Genomic DNA, 23,151 nt, shown 5'->3' on the forward strand with positions numbered 1-23,151 from the left:
ATCCTATTTAAAATATACTTTTATTATTGATTGGACTCCTCGAATGCCCGGCTTTCTCCTCGACACGCTGAAAGGAAAGCGCTCGGACAAGGTGCCCATGTGGCTCATGCGCCAGGCAGGTCGATACCTGCCCGAATATCGCGCCTTGCGGGCAGAGAAGGGCGGTTTCCTCGACCTGGTTTACGATAGCGATGCTGCGGCCGAAGTTACCTTGCAGCCGATCGATCGGTTCGGTTTCGACGGGGCAATCCTGTTTTCTGATATCCTGATCGTGCCGCATGCGATGGGGCAGGGGCTCGAATTCCTCGCCGGCGAAGGGCCCAAGCTTTCGCCCCGCCTGCTCGATGCCGATCTGGAAGGCTTCACCCCGCATCCCGAACGGTACGAGGCGGTGTACGAGACCGTGCGCAAATGCGTGGCGCGCCTGCCCGATGGTGTGACCATGCTCGGCTTTGCGGGCAGTCCGTGGACCGTGGCGACCTACATGGTGAACGGCGAGGGGAGCCGCGATCAGCATGATACGCGCGCGCTTGCCTATCGCGACCGCGGACGTTTCCAGGCGATCATCGATGCGATAACCGCCGAGACGGTCACCTACCTGCGTGGCCAGATCGATGCCGGGGCCGAAGCGGTGCAGTTGTTCGACAGCTGGGCTGGCAGTCTTGCCCCTGATGAATTCGAACGCTGGGTGGTCGCGCCCAATGCGCGGATCGTTTCCGAGCTGAAGCAATCGCATCCTGAAACCCCGATCATCGGTTTTCCCAAGGGTGCAGGCGCCAAGCTGGTCGACTATGCCCGCGAAACGGGTGTCGATGCGATCGGCATGGACGAAACGCTCGATCCGGTATGGGTCAACGAGAACCTGCCCGACGGGATGCCCGTCCAGGGCAACCTCGATCCCTTGCTGCTGCTGGCAGGCGGTGAACCCCTGACTGAGCGGATCCGCTTCATTCTCGATACCTTTGCCGACCGCCCCCATGTTTTCAACCTCGGCCATGGCATCGGCCAACATACGCCGATCGAAAATGTCGAGCGGCTGGTGGCCACCGTCAGGGGGTGAAATTCCGGGCCGACCGCACTAGATCGGCCCCATGCAGGATGTTCTCGCGATGACCTATTTCTGGCTCAAGGCAGGCCACATCATCTTCGTCATCTTCTGGATGGCCGGATTGTTCATGCTGCCGCGCCTGTTCGTCTATCACCAGGAAGCGCCTGAAGGATCGGAAGAGGCAGCCCGCTATGTCGAGCGCGAGCGGCGCCTGCTCAAGATCATCCTGCTGCCTTCCATCATCGTGGTCTGGGTGCTGGGCCTGATGCTGGCCATGACTACCGGAGCTTTCAGTCAGGGCTGGTTCCATGCCAAGCTGCTCTTCGTGATCGTGCTGTCGGGCTATCACGGCTGGCTGTCGGCCTATGCGAAGAAGCTGGCTCGCGGCGAACGCAGCATGGATGGCAAGACCCTGCGCCTGCTGAACGAAGTGCCCGGCCTCGCCGCCGTGGTCATCGTCATACTGGTGGTGATCAAGCCCTTCTGACGAATTAGCGCCACGGCCCGACGAACGCCGATTGACGGCGGCGCGGGCGAATCGTATTTTATACCCACCTTACCGGTTCAGGCTTCGCATCCCGCGCAGCCAAGTCCGCTTTCTCCAAGCCCGGCCTCTCCATCAACAGGGAGGGGCGACTGCGTCCCAGGCGCAGTTCACGACTTGCCGGCCATCCCAACTGGAATCGAAGAATATGCATCTCAAGGAATTGAAACAGAAAACCCCGGCCGAGCTGGTCAGCATGGCCGAAGAGCTTGGTGTAGAAGGCGCGTCGACCATGCGCCGCCAGGACTTGATGTTCTGCATCCTGCGCGAACTCGCCGAGGATGAGGAATACGAAGAAAAGATCATGGGTATCGGCACGATCGAGGTGCTGCAGGACGGCTTCGGCTTCCTGCGCAGCCCCGAGGCGAACTATCTCGCCGGTCCCGACGATATCTATGTCTCGCCCAACCAGATCCGCAAATGGGGCCTGCGTACCGGCGATACGGTCGAAGGCGAAATCCGTGCACCCAAGGAAGGCGAGCGTTATTTCGCGCTTACCAGCCTCACCAGCGTGAATTTCGACGATCCGGAGGCCGTGCGCCATCGGACCAATTTCGACAACCTCACGCCGCTCTATCCGGACGAGAAGCTGACACTCGACACGCTCGATCCGACGGTAAAGGACAAGTCGGCCCGTGTGATCGACATCATCGCGCCGCAGGGCAAGGGCCAGCGCGCCCTGATCGTTGCGCCGCCGCGTACGGGTAAGACCGTGCTGTTGCAGAACATCGCCAAGGCAATCACCGACAACCACCCGGAAGTGTTCCTGCTGGTCCTGCTGGTCGACGAACGTCCGGAAGAAGTCACCGACATGCAGCGCAGCGTGAACGGCGAAGTCATCTCCTCGACCTTCGACGAACCTGCCAACCGCCACGTCCAGGTCGCCGAAATGGTGATCGAGAAGGCCAAGCGCCTCGTCGAGCACAAGAAGGACGTTGTCATCCTGCTCGACTCGATCACGCGTCTCGGCCGCGCCTACAACACCGTGGTCCCAAGCTCGGGCAAGGTGCTGACCGGCGGTGTCGATGCAAACGCCCTGCAGCGTCCCAAGCGCTTCTTCGGTGCTGCACGTAACATCGAGGAGGGCGGATCGCTCTCGATCATCGCCACCGCGCTGATCGATACCGGCAGCCGGATGGACGAGGTTATCTTCGAAGAATTCAAGGGCACCGGTAACTCGGAAATCGTGCTCGATCGCAAGGTTGCCGACAAGCGCATCTTCCCTGCACTCGACGTCGGCAAGTCGGGTACCCGCAAGGAAGAACTGCTGGTCGATCAGGGCCAGCTGTCGAAGATGTGGGTCCTGCGCCGTATCCTGATGCAGATGGGCACGGTCGACGCGATGGAATTCCTTCTCGACAAGATGAAGGATTCCAAGACCAACGAAGACTTCTTCGCGACCATGAACCAGTAAGCGTCGAACCTGCGCGGGATCGTCCTCACGCGGGGGCGGGGCGCAGGATAGACGAGCTTGCTTGCAGATTTGGCCCGGCGCGGCTTCCGGATTTTACCGGAGGCGGCCCGGGCCTTCTTGCATCGGCAGGAGCGCTCAATCTGCGCCTGCGACCTGCTCGAGGACTCAGGGTGGAATGAATCCAGCCAGGAAGCCGCGGCTAGCGATATGTCCGTTGCAGCCGCCTGGAAGGCCGCTGGTTACAAACTCATCGACTTCCCTCTCACGAGCCCGTTCAAGCGCGCAGCATCAATTCTGGGGCATCTACGAGGCCCCCCGGCGCGGCAGGCAAAGTGCGTGGGAGGTCAGACATGTTGCGCTTTCGACCGAGCGGGGTCACGCGGAAGCAACCATCCGACAATAGAATTTGGCAAACATTTCTGTTTTACCGGTGTGCAAGGGATCGCTGAAATCGCGGAATGATGGGATGGAACGGCTCATTTATACCAGCGTGGCACGTCCGGACATCGGGCCGGAAGAAATCGACAGCATCGTCCAATCGTCTGCACTCGCCAATCCGTTGAGAAGCGTAACGGGCTTCCTGATCTTCGATCACGGTTGTTTTTTCCAATACCTAGAAGGCCCAACGAACGAACTCGATGCACTGCTGGTCAAGATCAAGCGGGATCGACGCCATTCCGGCGTAAAGGTCAGGGCACGTTCGGCGGCTCGGTCGCCATTATTCGCAAGATGGCGCATGCAGCGGGTCAGGATCGGCGGCGAGGTCGAAAAGGACCTGCTGGCACGGTTTACCGCCGAGCATGAGACCCTGGAATTTGCGCGATTGTTGCGCAGGTTCCCGAAGGAGAAACCGGACTTGGCCATTATCCGGCCTTCTGGCGATCCAGCTGCGCGGCCATCATTTCCCAGACCTTGTTGATCGCCTTGAGCGGCCTGACCATCACCTTGAAATCGGTGATCATGCCGTCATCGTCGAAGGTGATCATGTCGATCCCGTTGACATGGATGCCGTCCATTTCGGTTGTGAATTCGAGAACGGCTTCATTGCCATCGACGATCTCGCGCACATAGGTGAAGCTGTCGTTGTTTAGCGTCTGCCCTGCTGCCGAAAGGTAGGAGACGACGATCGGCCGGCCGCGCTGCGGCGTGTGGACGACCGGCGAATGGAACACGGCTTCTTCGCGTATGATCGCCGACAGGGCAGCGGGATCATTACCGCCTTCGATCACCTCGTACCATTTCTTCAGACCTTCAACTGCACTCATCCCACCCTCCTGAAAGTATCCGCACTTGCTGCGTTCCAATGTCGTGCCAGCTTGGTCGAGTCCGGGTCATCGAGCAAGATGCCTTCGGGGACGAAGCTGTAAATCCGGTCGATCGAATCCGATCGCGCGCCGTTGACGCGTTCCCGCATGTCGTGGGGTGCGATGTCCCACGGTGTTTGCAGACCCATGGCCACCACGATTTCGCGCAAGGAATGGACCGTCTGTTTCTGGAAGCGCGCCACCCGAGGTGCCTTGTCCTCAACCACCAGGCCGCGCTGGCGCCATGCCTGCTGTGTGGCGACACCGGTCGGGCAATTTCCGGTGTGGCATTGCATCGACTGGATGCAGCCGAGCGAAAACATGAATGGGCGCGCCGCGTTGCACCAGTCGGCGCCCAGAGCAAACGCCTTGGCCATTTGCGCGCCAGAATGGATCTTGCCCGACGCGGCTACGGCGACCTTGTCCTTCATCCGGGTCCCGACGAGAGCATTGCGGATGAAGATCAGGCCTTCGCGCAGGGGCATGCCGACCGAGTTCGACAGTTCAAGGGGCGCGGCGCCGGTGCCGCCTTCCGCCCCGTCGACCGTGATGAAATCGGGATGAAGACCAGTTTTCTGCATCGCCTTGGCAATCGCCATGACCTCGTGCGGCTGGCCGACGCAAAGCTTGATTCCCACCGGCTTGCCGCCTGAAAGCTCGCGCAGCTTGGCGACCCATTCGAGCATTTCCACGGGCGTGGAAAAGGTCGAGTGCGCGGCGGGGGAATAGACGGTTTCGCCAACGGGAACGCCGCGTGCCTCTGCAATCTCTTTGGTTACTTTTGCACCTGGCAAAACACCGCCATGACCCGGTTTTGCACCTTGGCTCAGCTTGATTTCGATCATCTTGACCTGATCGCTGGTGGAATTTTCGGCAAAAAGGGCTGGGTCGAAGCTGCCATCTTTCGCCCGCGCGCCGAAATACCCGCTGCCGAGCTCCCAGATCAGATCGCCTCCCGGCGAACGATGATAGCGGCTGATGCTTCCTTCGCCTGTATTGTGGGCGAAACCGCCCAGCTTGGCGCCCGCATTGAGAGCCTCGATTGCCCGGGCCGACAACGAACCGAAACTCATGGCCGAGATATTGAGGAGGGCCGTGTCGTAGGGCTTGGCACAAGTGTCTTCACCGACGCGCTTCCGCCAGTATTCCGGCGCACCTTCGTCGGGTACGACCGAGTGGCTGAGCCATTCGTACTCGTCCGAATAGACGTCGAGCTCGGTACCCATCGGATGTGCGTCAAGGTCACCTTTGGCGCGCGCATAGACAAGTGCCCGCGCCTGGTGGCTGAACGGGCGGCCCTCCAGATCGCCTTCGACGAAATAGCTTTGCGCAAAGGGGCGGAGGTCTTCCGCCACCCAGCGGATGCGGGCGATCAGCGGATAATTTCGCCTAAGTGTATGATCGTGCTGAAAAAAATCCCACCACGCGACTGCGGCCATTATTCCAAGGAGTACTATCACCGGCCACAGCGAGGTCTGGTGGAGCACCAGCCATGCTGATCCGGCGAGGGCGGTCAGGAGCAGCGGGATGATATGGCGCCAGGGCACGGCGACGGCCCCTTAGCAGAGGTTCTCCCTGAAGAATTCCGCAGTACGGCTGTCGGCCAGATTGGCGGCATCTTCGGCGCGGCGCTTGCCGAATTCGGTCGCAAAGCCGTGATCCAGCCCTTCGTAATCGTAGAGTGTGACCTTCGGGTGGTCGTCCAGCCCTTCGTGCATGGCTTTTTGCGTGTCCTTGTCGACGAACCCGTCCTCGGTCGGGATGTGCAGCAGCAGGGGATTGGCGATCGCGTGCTTTTCACCCAGCAGGCCGTCGATCCCGACGCCGTAGTAGCCAACCGATGCATCGATATCGGTGCGCGATGCGGTCATGTAGGCCAGGCGGCCGCCGAGGCAGTAACCTACGCAACCAACCTTTTCGACGCCCTCGGACGAGCGGATGAACTTGATCGTTGCCTCGATATCGCGAACGCCCTGGTCCTGATCGAACTTGCCCATCAGCTCGAGCGCGCGCTGGAATTCGGGCTCGACATCGGGGTCCAGCTCCACACCGGGTTCCAGCCTCCAGAAGAGATCGGGCGCGACAGCCAGGTATCCCTCCTCGGCCAACCTGTCGCATTTGCGTCGGATTCCGGCATTCACACCAAAGATTTCCTGGATCACGAGGATGGCGGCCTGCGGCGTTCCGGCCGGGCGGGCAACATAGCCCGTGAACTCGCCGTCGTTTTCGAGGGTCGCGATCGTTGCAGTCTCGGTCATCGTGAACTTGCTCCTTCGGTGGACTTCGTCTCTTGTTGGGTTAGGGCTTATCCATTGCGGCGGTCGATTGCCAAACGCAAATCTGGCCCCATATGCATTTGATCGGGGGAGGACCCCGCAGGGGCTTAACGGAGAAGACGCGATGAAGGTCCATATCGAGATAGATTGCACGCCCGAAGAAGCACGCAGCTTCATGGGCCTGCCCGACGTGTCGAAAGCAAATTCGGTCTATGTCGATGGCATCGCCAAGGCGATGAAGGGTGTGAGCAACCCTGACCAGTTGCAGGAATATGCCAAGCAGCTGGCACCCATGGGCCAGGTCGGACTGAAGCTGTTCCAGAGCTTCGTGGAAGGCGGGATGAAGGCCGGTGCTGCCGGAATGGGCGCCGGTTCGTCGAAGAAAGACGACGACTAGGCTTCTTGTTCCCCAATGACCGATACGATTTTCGCGCTTTCGAGCGGTGCCCCGCCGGCTGCCATCGGTGTCATCAGGGTCAGCGGTCCGCAGGCAGGATTTGCGCTGGAGGCACTATCCGGTCGAGAATTCGAGCCGCGCCTGGCTAAGCTGGCGTATCTCCGCGACGAATCCGGCGAAATTCTGGACCAGGCGCTGGTCCTGTGGTTTCCCGGTCCCAATACAGCCACTGGCGAAGATCTTGCCGAATTGCACTGTCACGGTGGCCGCGCGGTCGTCGCCGCGATCGAGAGAACCCTCGATCGGATGGATGGCGTGCGCCGCGCCCAACCGGGCGAATTTACGCGCCGTGCCTTTGCCAATGGCCGGATCGACCTTGCCGAAGCGGAAGGGCTGGCCGATCTCCTGAGTGCCGAAACCGAACTGAAGCGCGGCGCTGCCATGGCGATGGCGGGAGGAGCGTTTTCGGCGAAGGTCGAGGAATGGCGTTCGCGTATCCTCGCTCTGTCAGCCCAGGTCGAGGCCGTGCTCGACTTCGACGATGAGGACGACGTTTCCGAACTCCCTGCGACATTCCTGGAGACGGTTGTGGCTTTGCATGGAGAATTGGTGGACTGGCTTGCGCGGCCGCCGGCAGAACGTCTGGGCGAGGGCTATCGTATCGTACTTGCAGGCCCTCCGAATGCAGGAAAATCTACTCTTTTCAATGCGTTGACTGAAAGTGAGGCTGCAATCACGTCGCCGATAGCAGGTACGACCCGCGACGTTATCGAGCGATCTGTGGCGATCGAAGGCATCCCCTTCACCTTTGTCGACACCGCGGGTTTGCACGAAGCGCATTCGGACGAGATCGAGAAGATCGGCATCGACAGGGCACAGCAACAATTGGGCAGGGCCGACCTGGTCTTGTGGCTGGGTGTCTCGGAAGCAGCGCCCGCTGGTTCGTGGGACATCGAAGCACAGATCGATATTCCGGCCACTGAAGCCAAACCCAGTCCGCGATTTCGCGTTTCCGCTGTAAGCGGGGAGGGGATGGATGCATTCAGAGGCGCGATCGTCGCCGAGGGCCGGCAAGCGATGCCGAAACCCGGCGAGGTCGCGTTGAACAAACGCCAGCGATTGCTGGTTGCGGAAGCTGCCTCTGCGCTCGACGACGCCAGAATGCACAGCGATCCCCTGCTGGTGGCAGAAAATTTCAGGCGTGTGCGCATTGCCTTCGATCGGCTGATCGGAAGAGCAACAACAGAAGATATGCTCGACGCCCTCTTTGGCCGGTTTTGCATCGGAAAATAGCATAATGTTCCACGTGAAACATTGCAGATGGCCACGGTCTCGATGTTTCACGTGAAACAGCTTTGACCGGCAACGGCGGTTCGACTATCTGGCGGTCATGCGAAATTACGACATCGTAGTTGTCGGCGGCGGACATGCCGGCGTCGAGGCGGCCTGTGGTGCTGCCCGTATGGGCGCACGCGTCGCGCTGGTCAGCTTTGACCTCGCCGCTATCGGCGCGATGAGCTGCAACCCGGCGATTGGCGGGCTGGGGAAGGGCCACCTCGTCCGCGAAGTCGATGCGCTCGACGGCGTTATCGGGCGGGCGGCGGATGCTGGCGCCATTCACTATCGGATGCTCAATCGCTCCAAAGGAAGCGCGGTCTGGGGCCCGCGGGTCCAGGCGGACCGGGTCCTGTTCAAGGCGGCGGTTCAGGCAATCGTCCGTTCGCAGCCCAATCTCGAACTGGTCGAGGGTGAGGCTGCGGCTATCGCGTTCGACAAGGATCGCGTATCCGGTCTCGAGCTCGCTAACGGCGAAACCCTCGGCGCCGGTGCTGTTATTCTATGCACGGGCACTTTCCTTGGCGGCGTGCTTTTCCGCGGGGAAGAGCGGTTTGAAGGGGGGCGTATCGGGGAGAACGCTGCGCGACGGCTCGCCGAGCAATTGCGGGCGGCAAATCTTCCCATGTCACGCCTCAAGACGGGGACGCCGCCGCGGCTGGACGGCCGCACGATCGACTGGGCTTCGCTCGAAGAGCAACCTTCCGATCCCGATCATTGGACAATGTCGCCGCTAACCGGAGAGCGCGTGAATCCGCAGGTGTTTTGTGCGATTACGCGCACGACGCAGGCGGCCCACGACGTAATCCGCGCCAATCTCGATAGATCACCGCTGTTTTCCGGAGCGATCGACGCTCGTGGACCGCGTTACTGCCCGTCTATCGAGGATAAGATCCATCGGTTTGGCGACCGTGAAGGGCATCAGGTCTTTCTTGAGCCAGAGGGACTTTCGACCCATCTGGTCTATCCCAATGGGATCAGCACCTCGCTGCCGACCGACGTGCAGCTCGCGATGCTGCGTGCGATGCCGGGGCTTGAGAGGGTCAAAATGGAGGTCCCGGGTTATGCGGTCGAGTACGACCACATCGATCCGCGTGCCCTGGGCGCCGACTTGCAACTCCGTGAAATTCCCGGACTTTATTGTGCGGGGCAAATCAACGGCACTACGGGGTATGAAGAGGCGGCGGCGCAGGGGCTCGTTGCAGGCCTTCATGCGGCGGCTGGTGTGGCCGGTAAGGAGGCTCCGAAACTCGACCGTTCGAATTCCTACATCGCCGTCATGGTCGACGATCTCACGCTGCAGGGGGTTTCGGAACCCTATCGTATGCTGACCGCCCGTGCCGAGTATCGCCTGCGCCTCCGCGCCAATAATGCATCGACGCGCCTGACGCCGCTCGGAATCGAAGCTGGCTGCATTGGCGATGCCCGCAAAGCGTGGTTTGAGGCGCGGGAAGGGCAACGTGGCGCGATCGACATCGTCTTGGACCAGAAGATACCAGCCAAGGTTCTGGCAGATGCAGGAATGCCTGTACGCCGCGATGGAGGTGAGAAACCCATCAGGGAGTGGGTTCGTCACGACGGTCTCTCTTTCACCGCCCTTCGTGAGTATTCTGGCCACGCAACCGATGATGTGCGGGACCAGGCACTGCTGGGTGAAATGGTCGAAGATGCGATCTACGCGCCATATCTCGCGCGCCAGGAGGCTGAACTACGTGACCTTCGCGCAAGCGAGGCGCTGACCCTGGGTGCTGACTTTCCGTACGAAGATGTACCGGGTCTCTCCAACGAGATGCTTGAACGTCTTTCCTCGGCAAAGCCCCCGACGCTCGCAGCCGCGGGACGAATTCCCGGCATCACCCCCGCCGCGCTATCGGCCTTGCTCGTCCATGCAAAGCGCCGAGTTTTGAATTCGGAGCGGGCTGCATGATCGGGACGGAATCGGAATCGCACGACTATGTCGCTGGTCTTTGCGATGAGGAGGCTATGGAGCGTCTCGACACGCTTTGCGCCGAACTTGTCGAAGAAAACACGCGGCAGAACCTGATTTCGAAGCCGTCGGAGCAAAATATCTGGCAGCGACATATCGCAGACAGCGCCCAGCTTCTGGAATATGTTCCACGTGAAACATTCGGGGTCTGGCTCGATCTTGGCACTGGTGCCGGTTTCCCCGGTATCGTTATCGCCGCAATGCGCCCGCAAATGCCTGTTGTACTTGTGGAATCGCGGGCGAAGCGGGTCGACTGGCTTGGCAGGATTTCAGCCAAACTGGGCCTGTCCAAATGCCGGATAGAGGGCCAGCGCCTGGAACTGGTCGAACCTTTCGAGGCACGTGTCATTTCGGCACGAGCCTTCGCTCCACTGCCCAAACTCCTCCGTCTATCCGCACCCTTTTCCACAAAGGCGACGACCTACCTGTTGCCGAAGGGCCGGTCGGCGGCGCAAGAATTGCAGGAGATGCCCAAGGCGACTCGTCGGATGTTCCACGTGGAACAATCGTTGACGGATGAGGATGCGGGCATCATCGTAAGCGCTAACGCTTTGAAACCACGGCAGGAGACCGGTCGATGATTACCATCGCGATTGCGAATCAGAAGGGCGGGGTCGGAAAAACGACGACTGCCATCAATATCGCGACGGCCATGGCGGCGACCGGATGGCGAACGCTCCTGATCGACCTCGACCCGCAGGGAAATGCGTCCACCGGTATGGGCGTCGAGGCATCGGCCCGCCACCTTTCCAGCTACGACCTGCTTGTCGACGAGATCGCACTCGGCGAAGCCATCGTGAGCACGTCGATCCCTGGATTGGACATCGTACCCGCGACCGTCGACCTGAGTGGCGCTGAAATCGAACTGGTTTCGGTCGAGGAGCGCACGGCTCGCCTGTCGAAGGCGCTGCATAATCATCGCGGCCACGACATCTGCTTCATCGATTGCCCGCCGTCGCTCGGATTGCTTACCCTCAACGCACTATCTGCTGCGGACACACTGCTCGTGCCGCTGCAGTGCGAGTTTTTCGCGCTCGAAGGGCTCAGCCAGCTGTTGCAGACGGTCGAACGTGTTCAACAGCGTTTCAATCCCTCTCTGGGCATCATCGGCGTCGCGCTCACCATGTTCGACCGCCGCAATCGCCTGACCGACCAGGTTGCCGAAGACGTTCGAGAATGCCTCGGTAATCTCGTCTTCGACACCGTCATTCCCCGCAATGTGCGCCTGTCCGAAGCGCCGAGCCACGGCCTGCCGGCGCTCGTTTACGACCACAGCTGCGCCGGAAGTCGTGCTTATATATCGCTCGCGCGCGAGCTGATCGGCCGTCTTCCGCGTGAAAGGAAAGCCGCATGAGCGACACAACCGATCCCATCCGCTTCTCCGTGCCTCACGCTGCGGCAGTCGACCGGAAGAAGAAGCTCGGCAAGGGTCTGGGCGCACTTCTGGGCGAGACGCGCCGGGAAGAGCCGCTGGTTCAGCGGCAACCGGCAGAATCAGCGGAAAATGACGGTGAATCAGGCGATTATCGCCGTTCGACTCTGACCTCGCTGACGATTTCAGCGATCGAGCCGCTGCCCGGGCAGCCTCGCAAGCGCTTCGATGACGAGGCATTGGGTGAACTGGCTGCCTCTATCGCGGCACGCGGCGTTATCCAGCCGATCATCGTGCGTCCGCGCGGTGAAGGGCGGTACCAGCTTGTCGCCGGTGAGCGCCGCTGGCGCGCTGCGCAGAAGGCGCGGCTTCATGAGATTCCTGCGCTCGTGCGAGATCTCGACGATCGCGAGGTGATGGCACTCGCCCTGATCGAGAATATCCAGCGCGAGGACCTGAACCCTGTAGAAGAGGCGCGCGCCTATCATCGCCTGAGCGAGGACGAGGGCATGACCCAGGCCGAAATCGCGCAGATGGTCGAAAAGTCGCGCAGCCACGTCGCCAACCTGCAACGCTTGCTCAATCTTCCCGATGCCGTCCTCGATATGGTCGAGGACGGTCGCCTTTCGATGGGTCACGCCCGTGCGCTTATCGGCAACGAGAACGCGCGCGAGCTCGCCAAGCGCGCTGTGAACGGCAATCTGTCGGTGCGTGAGATAGAGAAGCTGGCGCGGGGAGATGCTCCGCCGTCGAAGGGTGCGAACGCCAAGCGCACCTCGTCCGATCCTGCCAAGGATGCCGATATTGCGGCTGTTCAGACGCATCTGGAGGAGTTCCTTGGCCTGACTGTCAGGATCAAGACCGATGCGGACCCGAGATCCGGCGCGGTGACGATTCGTTATCGCACGCTCGACCAGCTCGACCTCATATGTCAGCGGCTGACGGGCGGCGATATCTAGTCCCGGCCGGCGATTGCAGCATATTTTTGCGCCGCAATTTACACCGGTTAGCCGCCCTGAACTCAAAATATGAACGCGTTAAACCTCTGATTTTTCGGAATAATGGTTAATTTTTGGCCGAAAACGACGATAAAATATTAACCATACCCACAAACGAAGACTGAACTCAGCATCCCTACTGAGGGCATCGAACGGAGTGCATTTACCCGTTCGGGCGGCGGCCGATTCGGCGCAGTCGCGGGATAGAAGACCACGCTTGGAAGGGACCAGTTATGACCAAGTTTTTCCGTATCGGCGCCGCAGGTGTTGCACTTGCTGCCGCTGCAGTTGCCAACCCGGCATTCGCACAGGCTTCGGCAACCGCCGATGCACGCGCCGAGATCCTCTCGGCCCTCACTCTCGAAGTCGAAACCGGCTCGGCCCTCGATTTCGGTGCAGTCGTAATCCAGAGCAGCCTTGCTCCGGCTACGCTGATCATGGGTGAAGACGGCGTTCTCGATTGCAGCGACGCAAACCTCGTTTGCTCGGGCACGAACGACGTTCCGGTGTTCAACATCTCGGGCGGTACCGCAAACCGCACCGTCAAGGTGAACCTGCCTTCCGCAGATTCGCTGACGCCGCTTTACATCTACCTCAACGGCACTGCGACCGTCGACGACACGCAACGCCTCGAGCTTTATGACTTCACCACCGACGCGACCTTCAATGCCGCTTCGACCGTCGACGTCTATGACGCTTACAACAACCTCGTCAGCACCGATCCGGTTGCCGCTTACTACAGCGTCGACCTGGATGGTTCGGGCGACGGCAGCTTCACCGTTGGTGGCACGCTGCACTTCGACGGTGACGAGCTCGCCGGCGCCTATTCGGGCACCTTCGACGTATCGGTCGACTACATGTAAGGGATTGAATCCCGGCGGTTTACCTAAGTTAACCGCACCAGGCGAGGGCCGCGTTCCGAAAGGGATGCGGCCTTTGTCGATTCTGGCGACATCGATCGCCACTGTTCAGACACAGCATCTGCAACGGTTTAATCGATCTTAACCATTTCCGCTTACCAAACTCCGGTAACACACAGAGGTGCAGCGTAACTTTCGCTTCGTGCACTTCGCAGGGAAGGGATCGCAAAGATCATGCAGAGTGCATTCGTGCGGCACATGGCGCGTCTCGGCGCCACGTTCGTCGCAGCCGCTTCGTTCTTTACCGCAATGCCGAGCCAGGCGCAGGGTGACCTGCTCGTCGCGCCGACTCGTGTCATTCTCGACGGCCGCCGCGGTACGGAGATCATCCTGAGCAATATCGGGAGCGAAGAGGCGACCTATCGCATCGGGCTCGAACTTCGCAGGATGATGCCGGACGGCTCGCTGGTCGATGTCGAAACCGTCGATTCGAATGACAAGGAAGACGCTGCTCTCTCCATGATCCGTTACGCCCCCCGGCGCATCACGCTTCCGCCGGGACAGCCGCAGGCGGTTCGCATTGCTGCGCGTCCGGAAGCCGAGCTCCCTGATGGCGAATACCGCGTCCACATGTCGTTCCGCGCGATTCCCCAGCAGACACCTGTTTCCGAACAGTCTGCAGAGCCGGCACAGGGAATCAGTTTCAAGCTCGTCCCCGTTTACGGCGTGACGATCCCGATCATCGTGCGTCACGGCCGGGTCGAGGCGCAGGTTGCGCTACACAATCCCCAGGTCGTGCAGGGTGAACGCGGACCGGAACTGCATCTTCGCATGACCCGCCAGGGCGAAAGCTCGACCTATGGCGAACTGCGCGTGAAAAAGCGCGGATCTGGCGAACCGATCTACGTCGTGCGCGGCGTTGCAATCTATCCCGAGATCCAGAGCAGGACCGTCGAACTGCCGCTTACCCCGGAACAGGCAGCGGCCATGACCGGATCGTTGACTTTCGAATACCGGGAAATGCCCGAGAACGGGGGCGGTCTGATCGCATCCGTCGATACGGTGCTGGGCTGATCGAGTAGCGATCGGCACGGGCTGACCGGATCGGGCTATCACCATGATTAGGCGCAACAAATATGCATTGGGCGTCGCTGCGGGTTTCGCAGCGGCGCTTGGTGCGTTTGCGCCTTTGACGAGCCAGGCCCAGGCGCAAGAGCCGACAAACTGGCAGGTGAGCGAGGAGGATTTCCTCCTCATGCAGCTGATGGTCAAGAATTACCGCATGACCTACGACGTGCGCGGTTACCAGACCACCAACGGTGTTTGCCTCGATCTCGCAGACGTCATTCAGTCGCTCGATCTTCCGGTGCGACTTGATAAAAAGTCGCGCCGCGCAACCGGGTGGCTGTTCGCGGAGGACCAGACTTTCACCCTCGACCGCGATTCCAATACGGTACAAAACGTGAACACGGGGCGTGCGCCGCTCACAAACGAGATCTATGACACGCCAGAGGGCTGGTGCGTCGACACGAAAGCGTTGTCGCGCTGGTTCAGCGTTACTTTCCGGCCCGACTTGTACAACTCGGTGGTGAAGCTCGAGAGCGAAAAGCCGCTTCCGTTCATGGAGGCGATCGAGCGGAAAAGTCGCGCCGCGCGACTTTCCAAGCGCAAGCAGCAGACATTCGACCTGGCGCAATATCCGCATGCCGATGCCGAATACAAGATGTGGCGCACGCCCTCGATCGACGTGAATACGCGCGTTTCCTATCGCACCGGCGGGGCAACCCCCGTTCGCAACGGTGCGCGTTATGAGATCTTCGCCTCGGGCGAAATCGGCAAGGTCAGTGTAGAGGCGCGTCTTGCCTCCGATGACCAGGGGACGCCGGATTCGCTGCGCGTCAAGGCGTTCCGCTACGACCCCGAAGCCAAGTTGCTGGGCCCGCTCAAGGCGACCAAGATCGAGGCGGGCGACGCTCGCCTGCAATCCGGTCAGCTGACGGGCACCGGATCGGTCGGACGCGGGCTTTTCGTCAGCAATGAGAGCTTCCAGCGCAATTCGCGCTTCTCCGCGACCGAGTTCCGCGGCGTTCTTCCCACCGGATGGGATGCCGAACTTTATCGCAACGGCCAGCTGATCGCGTTCCAGACGGACGAGGACGGCGATGGCCGCTACGAATTCCTCGATATCGACCTCTATTTCGGTCGCAACGATTTCGAAGTCGTCCTTTATGGCCCCCAGGGGCAGGTACGGCGCGAGAAATCATCGCATCCGGTCGGCCGCCAGCTGTTGCGGCCCGGCGAGTTCGAATATTGGGGCGGCATCGTCCAGCAGGACCGGGATCTGATCGAGATCGGCCGAAGTAACGCGGCCCAGGCGGGCAGAGGCTGGCGTTGGGGTTCCGGTATTGCTTACGGAATCGACGATCGGACCAGTTTTTCCGCCGGATATCAAAGCTTTATGATGAATTCGCAGCGTCGGCACTATGCCGAGGCTGCTTTGCAGCGTTCTCTGGGATCGATGCAGGCCGAATTGGCCGGTTCGCACCAGCTTGGCGGCGGATTCGTCACCCAGGGCAACCTCGCCGGGCGTTTCGGGCCAGTAAACGTCGGCGTCGACGCGATGTGGGTCGCCGGCCAGTACGAAAGCGAACTCGTCAGCGCCAATCTCAACTACCAGGCCAACATGCGCTTTGACACGGCGCTGAAGGTGGGTAGCCTGCGCTTGCCGGTGCAGGGGGCAGTCGGCCGGGCGAGCTTCCGCGACGGGTCAAAGGTTACCAGTTGGTTAATAGGCAGCTCGATCGGGACACGCGGCATCAACCTCACTGCAAACCTGTCGCACCAGTTGTTCGAAAACCCCGACGAGGACAGCGAGACCGAGGAGCAGACGCGCCTCAGCCTGCTGACCAACACGCGCCTGTTCGGAATGCGACTGCGCGGCGTCGCCAATTTCAAGCTTTCGGGCGAGGACAAGGGGCTGCAGACGGTCGAACTGTCGAGCCAGAAGCAGATCAACGAGCGCACCGCCATCTCGCTGGATGCGGAATACCGCGCCCAGAGTAAGGTCGGCATCCTGGGTGCCGGCGTTTCACGCCGTTTCGACAAGTTTGCGGTCCGCGCCAATGCCGATGTCGGTACCGATGGTTCGTTCGGCCTGCGTCTTTCGACCAGCTTCAGCCTTGGTCCCGATCCGGCAAATGGCGGAATCCGGTTCTCCGAGCGCAAGCTTGCCCGCCACGGTCAGGCGCTGGTCACGATCTTCCGTGACGACGATGGCGATGGCGTTCGCGATCCGGGCGAGGAAACGATCAAGGATGTGGGTGTCGAGGCCGGCTTCCGCACGACAGAGGCGCTGACCAATGACAAGGGCATGGCCCTGGTCGATGACCTCAAGCCATTCGTCCCCGTCCTTGTCGGGATCGACGAGGCATCGCTGGCCGATCCGTTCCTGGTGCCCTCGACCAAGGGCATCGTGGTAACCCCGCGTCCGGGCGTTGCAACCCAGATCGAGCTTGCCGTCTCGCCGTCGGGCGAAGTCGAAGGCGTGATCCACAGCACGTCGGGCTTCGAGCAGGGCGGGGTGGAACTGGAGCTGGTCGACCATATCGGCCGCGTCGTCGCAACGACCGTCAGCGAGTTCGATGGCTTCTTCCTGTTCCAGCGCGTGCCTTATGGCAATTATCGCCTGCGGGTCAGTCAGGCATCGGCCCGTGCACTGGAAGTCGAACGACCGCTGTCCGAAAACGTCAGCCTGTCGCACGGCAGCGAGATAGCGCGCGTGGGTGTGACGAAGCTTCGTTCGGCGAGCCTGATCATTGCCGCTAGCAGCGGCGGCCCGGGCGACGACCGGACCACGGGCGGGGCAGCCCAAGCTCCCTGAAGGAAGCCCGGGCCATCCCGGCCGTAGCCAGGGTCAAGTGGCTCAGTAGCCCTTGACCGGGGTAAGCTTGGTCGGGAGGTTCTTCACCGGCACCGGGCGAACCGGCGGATTTTCCTTGATCATGCGCTGTGCCGGCACGCGGGCGGGTTCATCGACCCATTCCTCGGTGACGATTTCGCGTACGACGACGCGCTGCTGGATTTCCTCGCGGTCCTCGATGTAGGTCATCGGTTCGCTATAGGCGTATTGCTGCGCGTAGACCGGCATGTAGGCATAGGCCATCGGTGCGTAGGTCGCGTGGCCCGCCATCATCGGGGCGCCGACCATGCGCGATGCAAAGCGCGGTGTCGTGGCTGCACCCGACATGTAGCGGTCGAGCGCTTCCTGGCAGTCGTAATACTGCTTCCCATCGTTCGAACCGATCGCGGCGCCGATAATTCCACCGACCAGGCCGCCACCGACTGCGCCGATCGCAGTCCCGGCGAGCCGTTCGCTGTCCCATGCACGGTTGCCGATGATGCCGCCGGCGATCGCGCCCAGCAGACCGCCGATGATGCCGCCTTTCTTCTTGCCCGAGGTGCCGCGAGTGCGTGCTTCGCATTCGGCAAGCCAGGTTTCGCGGTCCCACACGACCGGCTGGTAGGCGGCATGGTTCATGTAATAGGTCTGTTCGGGCGCGGCGGAATGCCAGACGCCTGTGGCCTGGCGCGGCTCGATCATGCGCGTGCGGGTCACGGTTTCGATGACCGTCCCGTCGTCTGCCACGGTGCGGGTAACTTCGACATCGCCAGCTGCGTCGGGAAGTGTCTGATATTCGGCAGGAATATCGCTCGAATAGGTATAGCTTGCGCCTGCCATGTCCGGGCCTGCTGCATATTGCGCCTGCGCGGCGCTCGCCGTGCCGAGCGCGGTGGCAGCGGCCACCAGGACCAACGCCGATTTCGAAGTCGAAAGTTTCATCGCTTTGAGTTCCCCTTGGCTGGCGCGCATCGGAGTCGCGCCGGTCGGGATCCCGTTTAGCATTTGGAAACCATTCGCCCTACCAGGTCGCGGGCGCTGTCCCGTTTCGGGGCGATGATCGCCCTAGGGGCTGTCAGATTCGGTCGGCGAGGAGCGCCGCGAGCGCCTCGATCCCGCGGGCGTCGCCCTCTCCGAAGCGTGCCGGTTCGGGGCTGTCGAGGTCGATCACCGCGATAACCTGTTCATCGCGAACCACCGGGACAACCAGTTCGGACCGGCTCGCCGCGTCGCAGGCGATATGGCCTGGAAAGGCGTGCACATCCTCGACCAGCTGCGTCTGGCCGCTCTCGGCCGCCGCACCGCATACTCCGCGGCCGACCGGGATACGGATGCAGGCGGGACGCCCGACGAACGGACCGAGCACCAGCTCGCCATCGACCATGCGATAGAATCCACCCCAGTTCAGTGCGGGAATGAATTCCCACATCAGCGCTGCGACATTGGCCATGTTCGCGACACCATCGGGCTCGCCTGCCGTCAATGCGTCTGCCGCCTGGCTCAACTGGCGATAGCGCTCTGCATCGTCGAGCGCGGGATCGGGACGAAAATCATACATGGCCACGCGCTCTATAGAGTTCGCTTATTGCCGCAAGTGGGCGCGTAGCCTATCCAGCACAGCCATGCGTATTCTGAAAAAGATCCTCATCGCCCTTCTCGTCATCGTTTTGCTGGCAGGGGCGGCCCTTTGGTGGCTGTCCCGCGGCGACACCGCCGGCCTGTCGGTCGATGAAGTAACCGGCACCGAGCCAGTTCTCGAAGAGCCCGACGCCCAGACGATTCCGACGGTGGCGATTGCCGAGCCGGTGGGCTGGGGCGAAAACGAGGCACCTGCTGCCGCAGAAGGCCTGGCGGTCGGACGTTTTGCCGAAGGGCTGGACCATCCGCGTACGCTCTACACCCTGCCGAATGGCGATGTCCTGGTTGCGCTGACCCGTGCACCGGCTGTCGAGGTCGAGGGTGACGGCGGTATCATGCAATCGATCGAGGACTTCATTGCCGGTTTCCTGTTCGAGAAGGCCGGATCGGCCGGCGCTTCTGCCGACGAAATCGTTCTGCTTCGCGATGCCGATGGCGACGGCGTGGCCGAGGTGCAGGATACCTTGCTGGCCGACGGGCTAGCCTCGCCTTCCGGTATCGGATGGCACGACGGCACGCTCTATGTCGCGAACCACGATGCGCTGCTGTCCTTCCCTTACGAGCTGGGCGCAGATGCGGTGGCCGGTGAACCGACCAAGCTGATGGACCTGCCGCCTGCAGGCAATCACTGGATGCGCAACCTGATCGTCAGCCCCGACGGCTCCAAGATCTATGTCGCGGTCGGTTCGGCTTCGAACATCGGCGAGCGCGGAATGGAGGCCGAGGAAGGTCGCGCAATGATCTGGGAATACGATGTGGCGGCAAAGCGCCAGCGGCCCTTCGCTACCGGCCTGCGCAATGCCAACGGCCTCGCATTCAACCCATGGTCGGGCGAGCTGTGGACCACGGTCAACGAACGCGACATGCTCGGTTCCGATCTCGTACCTGACTACCTCACCAACGTACCCGTCGGCGCGCAGTACGGCTGGCCGTGGGTCTATTATGGCGAAAACATCGACCGCCGGGTCGAGGCGCCGATGCCCGCCTATCTCGTCGAATATGCCCGCACGCCGGAATATGCGATGGGTCCGCACGTCGCCGCACTTGGCTTGGTCTTCAGCCAGGAAGGCAATGTGATGGGCGAGAAGTTCAGCAATGGCGCGTTCGTTGCCCGTCATGGTTCGTGGAACCGCAAGCCGCCGAGCGGATACGATGTCGTCTATGTCGCCTTCGATGATCGCGGCAATCCACAGGGCAAGCCTGTGCCGGTGCTGGGGGGCTTCCTGCAGGACAATGGCAAGACGCGTGGCCGCCCGACCTGGGTCGCATGGGCCGGTGACGGTTCCCTGCTCGTAAGCGACGATACCGCCGGAATTATCTGGCGGGTTACCTCGCCCGGGGCCAAGCCGGGTGCGGCGATCAACCGGATCGAGGGCAAGGCCTTGCGCCCGCAGCGCGAGCTGACCGGCGATCCGCGGGCGAGCTTCGGACAGGATGACTACGCGCGGACCGAACCCGCCGAATAGGAGTTGCGCGGCGCAACCCGCGCCGGCCTGCTAGATCGACTTGCCGGCGCGTCCGGCGATTTCGACCACGAATTGCCACGCGCTGCGCCCTGACAGCGGCCCTCGGCTGCGCGACCATTCCAGCGCCTCCCCTTCATCCCAGTCGAGCCCGTGGGCATCGGCATGGGCAGCAACGATGGCGAGATAATCGTCCTTGTCGCAAGGGTGGAACCCCAGCTTCAGCCCGAACCGGTCTGCCAGCGCGAGCGTATCGTCCATTCGGTCACGCTCGTGCAGGGGCGAGGCCTGGTCATCCTGCCCGCGAACCAGGATCGCGCGATGGTTCGATGTGACCGCGAGACGCACGTTGGTGGGGCGAGGCGCAAGGCTGCCTTCGAGCGCGCTGCGCAGGTGGCGCAGACTGCGGTTGTCGCCGTGGTCGAAAGCAAGATCGTCGAGATAGAGCAGGAAATTGCGCTCGAGCGCAGAAAGGATATCGAACAGGTCGGGCAGGGCGGCGAGGCTCTCCGCATCGAGCTGGATCAGCGCGAGCCGTTCTTGGCCGGAAGCCTGTTCCGCGACCACTGCGGAGCGCAATAGCGCCGACTTGCCCATTCCGCGCGCGCCCCACAGCAGCATGTCATGCGCCGCATGGCCCGCGGCAATGTGCGCGACGTTCCGGGTCACGGCCTGCTTCTGCCGGTCGACACCCTTCAGGCGGTCGAGCGGGACCGCCTCTATCGCTGCCACCGGGCGGACCTGGCCGCCATGCCAGACGTAGGCGGGGTGCGAGGTCCAGTCGATCGCTGCGGGCACGCATGGCGCAATCCGCTCCAGCGCGTCGGCAATGCGTGCCAGCGGATCGCCCTGGTCCGCCATTCCGGTTCAGCCAGCCAGAACTTCTGCGGGAAGTTCGTAGAGCAGATCCGCGCCAGCCGTGGCCGACGCTTTCAGCCCGGCAGCCTCCGGCACGATGCGGTCGAGGAAGAAGCGGACGGTCACGGGCTTGGTCCTTGCAAGTGAAGGCGCTGCGCCTGCGGCGACCGCCGCGCGCTGCTTCACCAGCTGCCACCCAGCAACGGCAACCGCCATCATGGTGCAGAACGGCACGCTGCCTGCGAGCCTGTCGTCGAGACTTGCCTCGCCCTGCATCCATTGCGCAATGGCGAGGCAGTCTTCTGCCAGCGCCTTCAGCTGCGGCTCGTCCGCGCTTTCACTGACGATCTGCGCGAGCAGGGACGTCACGGCTTCGCCGCCGTCCATGCCGAGCTTGCGGGTCACGAGGTCTGCGGCTTGGATGCCGTTCGTGCCTTCATAGATCGGGGCGATCTTCGAATCGCGCCAGTGCTGGGCGGCGCCGGTTTCCTCGATGAAGCCCATTCCCCCGTGGATCTGCACGCCGATGCCTGCGACTTCGACGCCGATATCGGTGCCCCACGCCTTGACCAGCGGTACGAGAACCTCGGCCCGCGATTTGGCGGCGGCATCGCCGATCGTTCCGCGATCGACCTGTCCGGCACAAAAATAGAGCAGCGCACGCGCACCCTCGGTCAGCGCCTTCATGCGCAGCAGCATGCGGCGCACGTCGGCATGCTCGATGATCGCAACCGGGTTCTTGTCGGGCGATCCTGCGCGGGCCGACTGGACCCGTTCCTGCGCGTAGTAGAACGCCTGCTGCGTTGCCCGCTCGCCGATCTGCACGCCCTGGTTGCCGACATTGATGCGCGCGTTGTTCATCATCGTGAACATCGCCATCAGGCCGCGGTTTTCCGCACCGACCAGCTCGCCGATGCATTCGCCATTGTCGCCATAGGACATGACGCAGGTGGGCGATGCATTGATGCCCAGCTTGTGTTCGAGGCTGACGCAGCGAAGATCGTTCTTCGGGCCGAGCGATCCATCCTCCTTCACATGGTACTTTGGCACGATGAAAAGCGAGATGCCGCGTGTCCCCTCGGGCGCATCGGGAAGGCGCGCCAGGACCAGGTGGATGATATTGCCGGCGAGCTCGTGTTCGCCCCAGGTGATGTAGATCTTCTGGCCCTGGATCAGGTACTTCCCGGCATGCTCGCCGGTTTCGATCGGGGTTGCGGTCGCGCGCAGCGCGCCGACATCGGATCCGGCCTGCGGTTCGGTCAGGTTCATAGTGCCCGACCATGCCCCGCTGACGAGATTGGGCAGGTATTTTTCCTTCTGCGCATCCGAACCGTGATGTTCGAGCGCCTCGATCGCGCCGACGCTCAGCATAGGCAACAGGTTGAAGGCCATGTTGGCGGTGCCAAGGTTTTCGAGCACGTTGCAGGCCAGGGTGAAGGGCAGGCCCTGGCCGCCAAATGCCTCGGGCGAGGCAATGGCGTTCCAGCCCTGTTCGACATAGGCGTCGTAGGCTTCCTTGAAACCGTCGGGCAGGCGGACGACTCCGTTTTCGAGCTTTGCGCCTTCAAGATCGCCAATGCGGTTGAGCGGCGCAAATTCGCCAGCGGCGAACTGGCCGACACCTTCGACGATGGCCTCGACCAAGTCGGGTTCGGCAGCAGCGAAGCGCTCGCTATCGGCAAGGGTTTCGATCCCCGCGTTGACGCGGATGGCGAGCAGCTGGTCCTGGGTGGCTGGGGAATAAGAAGTCACGGCAGGT

General features: G+C 61.8%; 21 protein-coding genes. 14 read left to right on the forward strand and 7 right to left on the reverse strand.

Going from position 1 to position 23,151, the window contains the following annotated elements:
• The first annotated feature begins 43 nt into the window (after positions 1-43).
• The 4 genes from hemE (at position 44) to AMC99_RS12410 (ending at position 3,925) form a co-directional block, all read left to right on the forward strand.
• The gene (gene hemE, locus AMC99_RS12395; protein WP_061926972.1) at positions 44-1,060 is read left to right on the forward strand and encodes a uroporphyrinogen decarboxylase; all 1,017 of its coding nucleotides are present in this window, start codon (positions 44-46) and stop codon (positions 1,058-1,060) included.
• Between the two features lie 31 nt (positions 1,061-1,091).
• Complete coding sequence (gene hemJ / locus AMC99_RS12400; RefSeq protein ID WP_061926974.1) at positions 1,092-1,535, forward strand: protoporphyrinogen oxidase HemJ; 444 nt, start codon at positions 1,092-1,094, stop codon at positions 1,533-1,535.
• A 205-nt stretch (positions 1,536-1,740) separates the two neighbouring features.
• Positions 1,741-3,006 (forward strand): transcription termination factor Rho, encoded by a 1,266-nt coding sequence (gene rho, locus AMC99_RS12405; RefSeq protein ID WP_061926976.1) that lies wholly within the window; start codon positions 1,741-1,743, stop codon positions 3,004-3,006.
• 466 nt (positions 3,007-3,472) lie between these two features.
• Positions 3,473-3,925, forward strand: a complete 453-nt coding sequence (locus AMC99_RS12410) for a BLUF domain-containing protein (protein ID WP_061926978.1) — start codon at positions 3,473-3,475, stop codon at positions 3,923-3,925.
• Here AMC99_RS12410 and AMC99_RS12415 read toward each other — a convergent pair.
• Genes AMC99_RS12415 through AMC99_RS12425 form a run of 3 tightly spaced genes read right to left on the reverse strand, consistent with a single transcriptional unit; the run spans position 3,870 to position 6,568 of the window.
• On the reverse strand, positions 3,870-4,271 hold the full coding sequence (locus tag AMC99_RS12415; protein WP_061926981.1) for a nuclear transport factor 2 family protein: 402 nt from the start codon (positions 4,269-4,271) through the stop codon (positions 3,870-3,872). The two genes, AMC99_RS12410 and AMC99_RS12415, sit on opposite strands and share 56 nt — an antisense overlap.
• On the reverse strand, positions 4,268-5,857 hold the full coding sequence (locus AMC99_RS12420) for an FMN-binding glutamate synthase family protein (RefSeq protein WP_061926983.1): 1,590 nt from the start codon (positions 5,855-5,857) through the stop codon (positions 4,268-4,270). The genes AMC99_RS12415 and AMC99_RS12420 overlap by 4 nt, the downstream gene beginning before the upstream one ends.
• A gap of 12 nt (positions 5,858-5,869) precedes the next feature.
• The gene (locus tag AMC99_RS12425; protein WP_061926985.1) at positions 5,870-6,568 is read right to left on the reverse strand and encodes a dienelactone hydrolase family protein; all 699 of its coding nucleotides are present in this window, start codon (positions 6,566-6,568) and stop codon (positions 5,870-5,872) included.
• 142 nt (positions 6,569-6,710) lie between these two features.
• Between AMC99_RS12425 and AMC99_RS12430 the strand changes: the two genes are divergently transcribed.
• From AMC99_RS12430 to AMC99_RS12470, 9 genes are all read left to right on the forward strand, one after another.
• A complete protein-coding gene (locus AMC99_RS12430; protein WP_061926987.1) occupies positions 6,711-6,983 on the forward strand; it encodes a DUF6489 family protein in 273 nt (90 codons plus the stop codon).
• A gap of 15 nt (positions 6,984-6,998) precedes the next feature.
• Complete coding sequence (gene mnmE / locus AMC99_RS12435) at positions 6,999-8,276, forward strand: tRNA uridine-5-carboxymethylaminomethyl(34) synthesis GTPase MnmE (RefSeq protein WP_061926989.1); 1,278 nt, start codon at positions 6,999-7,001, stop codon at positions 8,274-8,276.
• Positions 8,277-8,373: 97 nt separating this feature from the next.
• On the forward strand, positions 8,374-10,245 hold the full coding sequence (gene mnmG / locus AMC99_RS12440) for a tRNA uridine-5-carboxymethylaminomethyl(34) synthesis enzyme MnmG (protein WP_061926991.1): 1,872 nt from the start codon (positions 8,374-8,376) through the stop codon (positions 10,243-10,245).
• Positions 10,242-10,886: a 16S rRNA (guanine(527)-N(7))-methyltransferase RsmG gene (gene rsmG / locus AMC99_RS12445; RefSeq protein WP_061926993.1), complete on the forward strand. Its 645-nt coding sequence runs from the start codon at positions 10,242-10,244 to the stop codon at positions 10,884-10,886. The genes mnmG and rsmG overlap by 4 nt, the downstream gene beginning before the upstream one ends.
• Positions 10,883-11,659, forward strand: a complete 777-nt coding sequence (locus AMC99_RS12450) for a ParA family protein (RefSeq protein ID WP_061926995.1) — start codon at positions 10,883-10,885, stop codon at positions 11,657-11,659. Before rsmG ends, AMC99_RS12450 begins: the two co-directional genes overlap by 4 nt.
• Positions 11,656-12,636, forward strand: a complete 981-nt coding sequence (locus AMC99_RS12455; RefSeq protein WP_061926997.1) for a ParB/RepB/Spo0J family partition protein — start codon at positions 11,656-11,658, stop codon at positions 12,634-12,636. Before AMC99_RS12450 ends, AMC99_RS12455 begins: the two co-directional genes overlap by 4 nt.
• Before the next feature lie 272 nt (positions 12,637-12,908).
• Positions 12,909-13,538, forward strand: coding sequence for a DUF4402 domain-containing protein (locus AMC99_RS12460; protein WP_061926999.1), 630 nt, complete (start codon positions 12,909-12,911; stop codon positions 13,536-13,538).
• A gap of 255 nt (positions 13,539-13,793) precedes the next feature.
• Positions 13,794-14,609, forward strand: a complete 816-nt coding sequence (locus tag AMC99_RS12465) for a fimbrial biogenesis chaperone (RefSeq protein ID WP_061928026.1) — start codon at positions 13,794-13,796, stop codon at positions 14,607-14,609.
• Between the two features lie 43 nt (positions 14,610-14,652).
• Complete coding sequence (locus AMC99_RS12470) at positions 14,653-17,415, forward strand: MSCRAMM family protein (protein WP_061927001.1); 2,763 nt, start codon at positions 14,653-14,655, stop codon at positions 17,413-17,415.
• Positions 17,416-17,457: 42 nt separating this feature from the next.
• Here the strand turns inward: AMC99_RS12470 and AMC99_RS12475 are convergent, their stop codons facing one another.
• Positions 17,458-18,375 carry a hypothetical protein gene (locus tag AMC99_RS12475; protein WP_157058331.1) on the reverse strand — a complete coding sequence of 306 codons (918 nt, stop codon included), beginning with the start codon at positions 18,373-18,375 and terminating at the stop codon, positions 17,458-17,460.
• A gap of 133 nt (positions 18,376-18,508) precedes the next feature.
• Positions 18,509-18,991: a GAF domain-containing protein gene (locus tag AMC99_RS12480; RefSeq protein WP_061927005.1), complete on the reverse strand. Its 483-nt coding sequence runs from the start codon at positions 18,989-18,991 to the stop codon at positions 18,509-18,511.
• Positions 18,992-19,055: 64 nt separating this feature from the next.
• Here AMC99_RS12480 and AMC99_RS12485 point away from each other — a divergent pair, with 64 nt between their 5' ends.
• Complete coding sequence (locus tag AMC99_RS12485; RefSeq protein WP_061927006.1) at positions 19,056-20,537, forward strand: PQQ-dependent sugar dehydrogenase; 1,482 nt, start codon at positions 19,056-19,058, stop codon at positions 20,535-20,537.
• 30 nt (positions 20,538-20,567) lie between these two features.
• Here AMC99_RS12485 and AMC99_RS12490 read toward each other — a convergent pair whose 3' ends face one another.
• Together AMC99_RS12490 and AMC99_RS12495 are read right to left on the reverse strand one after the other, a co-directional pair.
• On the reverse strand, positions 20,568-21,395 hold the full coding sequence (locus tag AMC99_RS12490; RefSeq protein WP_061927007.1) for a DUF815 domain-containing protein: 828 nt from the start codon (positions 21,393-21,395) through the stop codon (positions 20,568-20,570).
• Positions 21,396-21,401: 6 nt separating this feature from the next.
• Positions 21,402-23,144: an acyl-CoA dehydrogenase family protein gene (locus AMC99_RS12495; RefSeq protein ID WP_061928028.1), complete on the reverse strand. Its 1,743-nt coding sequence runs from the start codon at positions 23,142-23,144 to the stop codon at positions 21,402-21,404.
• Between the last annotated feature and the right edge of the window lie 7 nt (positions 23,145-23,151).

The organism is Altererythrobacter epoxidivorans (genome assembly GCF_001281485.1).
GTDB classification, from domain to species: Bacteria; Pseudomonadota; Alphaproteobacteria; order Sphingomonadales; family Sphingomonadaceae; genus Erythrobacter; species Erythrobacter epoxidivorans.